Below are 4,834 nucleotides of genomic sequence, written 5' to 3'. Positions count from 1 at the left end.
GCCAGTTGGCGTCTCCAAGCGGAGCAAATTACTTTTTCTTCTCCCGCAAAACTGGGGGAGGAGCTAGGGGAAAAATTAGCGCAAAAAACCTATAGCGCCCTAATCATCCATTGCCCCCATCCAGACGGGAGGGGAGAGCATTTGGCCGATTTTGATTTGGCGGAAATTGCAACGTGGGCCCCCACGGACCAAGGCATTCCGGTGCTGGTGGCCACGGACATTTACCTATCCCCTGGGGAGCGCTACAGCGGGGATAAATCTCCGGTACAGACTTGGCTTAGGAGTCCAATCAATCCTGACGAGCTGGAAAATACCTTGGTGCAGGTGTTGGGACAAACGGAGCCTCCCACCCTAGTGTCTACGGGGGCAATCAGCGGGCCTTTGTTTCCCTATGCTCCTTCCAATTTAACCATTTTGCTGGCGGAAGATAACCTAATCAACCAACAGGTGGCCAAGCTCTTACTGAAAAAGTTGGGTTACCCAGTGGAGGTGGTCAACAACGGCCAAGAAGCCCTCACGGCTTTGGCTAAGGGGGATTACGATGTGGTGTTGATGGATGTGGAAATGCCGGAAATGGATGGCTTGACGGCGACGAAGCAGATCCGACAGTCCCGGGGCCGGAGTCAACGACCTTGGATCATTGCAGTGACAGCCTATTCCATGGAAGGCGATCGGGAACGGTGTTTGGCTAGCGGCATGAATGATTATGTCAGTAAACCCATCCGCCTAGAAGCTCTGCAACAGGCCTTACAGGTAGCTGCCACAGCGCTCCAGTCCACTAGCCAAAATACGGTTACCGTCGTTCCCAGCGCCAATGCTTTTGAGTCAAAATCATCCCCTTCTAGCCCCGATCCAGAGGACTTGGCCAGCATGGCCTTGCCCTCCATTGACCAAGACATTATCCATTCTCTGCGGGAATTGGATGAAGAAAATGGTGACTTAATTCTCAGGGAAATTAGCGATATCTATTGTCAAACGGTGCCGGAACTATTGCAAAGGATCAAACTGGCGATCGCCAATCAAGATTGGGTAGATTTGAGTTTAGCCGCCCATACGCTTGGTTCTAGCAGTGCTAACTTGGGGGCGGTGCTTTTGGCCCAACAGGCTAAAAGCTTAGAAAATCTTGCCCGCCAACGGGATTCCCTGGCCATGGACCCAGGCCATTTCCCCGCCCTAACGGCTAGCTATGCAAGGGTACAGGGGGAACTGCAAACCATGCTCGATCGCCTCTAGGAAAAGTTTTGCCGGGCCGTGGTTGGTTAGAATACGGAGTGTTTTCTCTGGCAATGTATTCATGACCGTTAGCGAATCGATGGCCGGGGCCCCGTTGCCAAAATTGCCCTTGGTGACCATGTTCCGCCTAGGCTTATTCCAGATGGGGCTGGGCATTATGTCCCTGTTAACCCTGGGGGTACTCAACCGCATTTTAATTGATGAGTTGGCAGTGTTACCCTGGGTGGCCGCCACGGCGATCGCCATGTATCAGTTTGTCAGCCCTTTTAAAGTGTGGTGTGGGCAACTATCCGACAGTCAGCGGCTGTGGGGCTACCATCGCACTGGTTATGTTTGGTTGGGAGCCCTGGGCTTTACGGTGTTGTCCTTTATCGCCCTCCAGGTGGTGTGGCAATTGGGCCTCAGTTTGCAAAATAACGGTTGGGGAGCCCTAACAATTTTTTGGAGCATAGCGCTGGGCACAGTTTTCGCTGCCTACGGAGTAACCCTGAGTTTAAGCTCCACTCCCTTTGCCGCCCTGTTGGTGGATGTGTCCGACGAAGACAATCGCTCCAAACTAGTGGGTATTGTCTGGTCCATGTTGATGGTGGGCATTGTGCTGGGGGCCATTGTCAGCTCCCGCCTGTTAAATACCCCGGAAATTTGTGGCCGGGCCCTGTTGGATGCCGATGCTCTGCTGGTGAAAAAAACCGTTGACATTGCCCAACTACAACGGGGCATTAATCCCGTCTTTATCATCATGCCGGGGATCGTCGTTTTCCTGGCCTGGCTGGCCACGGTGGGGGTGGAAAAAAAATATTCTCGCTTTGGCGATCGTTCCGAAGGCCGGGAGGACGAAATCACCCTGGGGCAAGCGGTGAAGGTTCTGACCGCCAGCCGACAAACGGCCATCTTCTTCGGTTTTTTACTACTGCTGACCCTGAGCCTATTTATGCAGGATGCGGTGCTAGAACCCTACGGCGGGGAAGTCTTTAACCTTTGCATTTCTGAAACCACCCAGTTAAACGCCTTTTTTGGCATGGGTACCCTGTTGGGCATTGGTTCCACCGGCTTTTTTGTCGTACCCCGTTTGGGCAAGCAACGTACCACTTCCCTCGGCTGTGCCCTGGCCGCCCTTTGTTTTTCCTTGCTAATTCTGGCGGGATTTCAGCAAAATGTGACCCTGTTAAAATCCGGTCTACTTTTCTTTGGTTTAGCATCGGGCATGATCACCGCCGGAGCCACCAGTTTGATGTTGGACCTCACCGCAGTGGAAACCGCTGGCACTTTCATCGGGGCCTGGGGTTTAGCCCAATCCATTTCCAGGGGTTTAGCCACCGTGGCCGGGGGCACAATTTTGAACATCGGCAAGGCCTTGTTTGCCAATGCAGTGTTGGCCTACGGTTTGGTATTTGCTCTCCAAGCCCTGGGTTTAATTCTCTCCATTTTCCTGCTCAACAAGGTTAACGTGCGGGAATTTCAGGACAACGCCAAAACGGCGATCGCCACAGTGATGGCGGGGGATTTGGACAGCTAAAAAAAACTCCCCAGATATTTAGGGAGGAGAAAATTAGGATGTCTGCACAATACCGCAAAAATTAAGTGTGGTGGGCCCCATTCACCCGTAACACTTCGCCGGTGACATAGCTACTGGCCACGGGAGAGAGCAAAAAGGCCACCGCCCAGGCAATTTCCTCCGGTTTACCAAAACGGCGGAAGGGGATTTCCTTAGTAATTTTCTCCCGAATATCTTCTCGAATGGCTAAGGTCATTTCCGTGTCAATGAAACCAGGAGCTACTGCATTGGCCCGCACCCCGTAACGGGCTCCCTCCCGGGCTAGGGATTTCATCATGCCAATCACCCCGGCCTTAGTGGCGGAATAGTTAGTTTGGCCAACGTTGCCCCGCTCCCCGGAGATGGAACTAATGGCAACAATGGAACCGGCTTTGCGTTCGTACATACCTTCAATGAACGGTTTGATGCTGTAGGCCACCCCCTTGAGGTTGACATTGAGCACCGCATCCCAATCGGCGGGGGTTAATTTGGGAAAAAAGTTGTCTTTGGTAATGCCAGCATTGGCCACTATGCCGTAAACGGGCCCCAGCTTATCGGTGATTTCCGCCGCCGCCGCCGTCATGGATTCTAAATCGGTGACGTTGGCCACCACCCCCAGGGCCTCAGCATTACCGCCATCCGTAGCTAAATCAGTGAAAGCCACCTTAGCCCCCATTTCCTGGAGCAATTTGACGATCGCCGCGCCGATGCCCCGATTGCCGCCGGTGACCACAATTACCTTATCTTCCAAACCCAGACTTAACATGGTGACTCCTTAAAAGTTAATAGAAACAAATTCAACTTGATCAGCCAAAGCCTCCACATTCGACTCGATCAGCCACTAATCCTTAAACCCTTTCAATGGCTACGGCCGTACCGCCGCCGGTACCATGGCAAAGGGCCGCCAGACCCATGGCTTTATCCCGTTGTTGCAGAGCGTAGAGCAGAGTAACCATAATCCGGGCCCCCGATGCCCCAATGGGATGTCCCAAGGCGATCGCCCCACCGTTAACATTCAACTTGTCCCGGTCCACTCCCAATTGCTGCTCAAATAAAAGATTGCTGACGGAGAAGGCCTCATTATTTTCAAACAAGTCAAAATCAGCAAGGGTTTTATCTAGCTTGGCCAACAGTTTTTGGCTAGCGGTGATGGGCAACTCGGGAAAACGGCTGGGGGTGCCGGCGGCCCAACTTCCCCCAAGAATTTTGGCCAGGGGTTTGAGTTGATATTTTTCCACCGCTTCCGCACTGGCTAGGAGTAAAGCTGCCGCCCCATCGGTAATCTGGCTACAGTTGCCCGCCGTTAATACACCGTCCTTAGCAAAGGCTGACCGCAATTTGCCCAGGCTTTCCACGGTGGTGTCAGCGCGAATACCTTCATCACTCTTCAGCACCTGGGTACCTTTGCGACTGGTGATTTCAATGGGGGTAATTTCTGCATCAAAATAACCAGATTCCGTGGCCTGGGCCGCCCTTTGTTGCGACAAACAGGCCACTTCGTCCAATGCGGCCCGACTGAAACCATGCTCTGCGGCCAGTTTTTCCGTCTGGTCTCCCATGCCCTCACCATTGGTGCTGTCCGTCAAACCATCATGGAGAAGAAGATCAGTTAAATTTTCCGGTGCTCCCATGAGAAACTTATAGCCCCAGCGGGCCCGGTGGGAGAGGTAAAAACCGGTTTGGGACATGGATTCCGTCCCGCCAGCCAAAATTAGATCCCCTTCACCGGCCCGGATGGTCAAAGCGGCATTAATCACACTCATCATGGCGGAAGAGCAGACCATATCCACCGCATAGCCGTCCACCGTATCGGGAATCTCCGCCTTCAAGGCCGCTTGACGGGGAATTAGTTGCCCATGGCCAGCCCTCAACACGTTGCCCATAATGTATAGATCTAGGTGCTTTCCCTCCACGCCGGCCTGGGCTAGGACGCTTTTCATCACATGGGCCCCCAAGTCCACCGCCGAAAAATTGGTCAGGGATCCACCAAAACGCCCCAGGGGAGTTCGTTTAGCAGCAACAATAAAAACATCACGCATAATTCCTTTCCAATGCCATGGGTTGGGA

The 4,834-nt window shown here is 53.1% G+C and carries 4 protein-coding genes; 2 read left to right on the top strand and 2 right to left on the bottom strand.

The annotated features are described in order from the left end of the window. Together IQ219_RS16775 and IQ219_RS16770 are read left to right on the top strand one after the other, a co-directional pair. On the top strand, window positions 1-1,233 hold a 1,233-nt coding region (locus IQ219_RS16775), incomplete at its 5' end, for a hybrid sensor histidine kinase/response regulator (protein ID WP_194073361.1). 61 nt (window positions 1,234-1,294) lie between these two features. After that, entirely contained in the window at window positions 1,295-2,749 is a 1,455-nt protein-coding gene (locus IQ219_RS16770) for a PucC family protein (protein ID WP_194073360.1), read from the top strand. A gap of 61 nt (window positions 2,750-2,810) precedes the next feature. Here the strand turns inward: IQ219_RS16770 and phaB are convergent, their stop codons facing one another. Both phaB and phaA read right to left on the bottom strand, forming a co-directional pair. Then, window positions 2,811-3,533, bottom strand: a complete 723-nt coding sequence (gene phaB / locus IQ219_RS16765) for an acetoacetyl-CoA reductase PhaB (protein ID WP_190598403.1) — start codon at window positions 3,531-3,533, stop codon at window positions 2,811-2,813. A gap of 82 nt (window positions 3,534-3,615) precedes the next feature. Then, window positions 3,616-4,834 (bottom strand): acetyl-CoA acetyltransferase PhaA (gene phaA, locus IQ219_RS16760; protein ID WP_228017249.1); only part of this gene is annotated, 1,219 nt, incomplete at its 5' end.

The sequence above is a fragment of the Synechocystis sp. LEGE 06083 genome (assembly GCF_015207725.1).
Taxonomy (GTDB): Bacteria; Cyanobacteriota; Cyanobacteriia; order Cyanobacteriales; family Microcystaceae; genus Synechocystis; species Synechocystis salina.
This window is presented reverse-complemented; position numbering and strand designations above follow the sequence as displayed.

Coding starts and splice junctions, on each gene's coding strand:
- IQ219_RS16770 (WP_194073360.1), top strand. CDS start 1,295: ATGACCGTTAGCGAATCGATGGCCGGGGCCCCGTTGCCAAAATTGCCC.
- phaB (WP_190598403.1), bottom strand. CDS start 3,533: ATGTTAAGTCTGGGTTTGGAAGATAAGGTAATTGTGGTCACCGGCGGC.